This window comes from Mesorhizobium sp. M5C.F.Ca.ET.164.01.1.1 (genome assembly GCF_004792125.1).
GTDB lineage: Bacteria > Pseudomonadota > Alphaproteobacteria > Rhizobiales > Rhizobiaceae > Mesorhizobium > Mesorhizobium wenxiniae.
Genome location: NZ_SRTG01000157.1, coordinates 1 through 401, shown reverse-complemented (window position 1 = coordinate 401; position 401 = coordinate 1). Strand labels below are relative to the sequence as shown.

Here is a 401-nt window from a genome sequence, read left to right as displayed (position 1 = left end):
AGACAACGCCGAAGGGCCGCTACCTCGGCGGCCCGGTGACCTGGGAAGGCTTTGACGACGAGCGCGTCGAGGCACTGAAACTGCCCTTCACCGTCATCCATGCCGGCACCGACGCGGCGATGTTCGCCGAGCTCGACTCCGCCTATCAGCGCAAGGCGCCGATCATGCTGTGGATCTATTCGCCGCACTGGGCGCCGGCCAAGTACAAGGGCGAGTGGGTCGAATTCCCCGAATACACGCCGGAGTGCTACACCGACCCCAAATGGGGCACCAACCCCGACGCCAAATATGACTGCGGCAAGCCGGATGGCGAAATCTGGAAATATGCGTGGGGCGGCATGAAGGAGAAATGGCCGGTCGCCTACAAGGTGGCCAAGGCCTATACGATCGACACCGACGAG

General features: G+C 62.8%; 1 protein-coding gene. It reads left to right on the top strand.

Going from position 1 to position 401, the window contains the following annotated elements:
- On the top strand, positions 1-401 hold a 401-nt coding region (locus tag EN807_RS32890; RefSeq protein ID WP_281405245.1), incomplete at both ends, for a glycine betaine ABC transporter substrate-binding protein.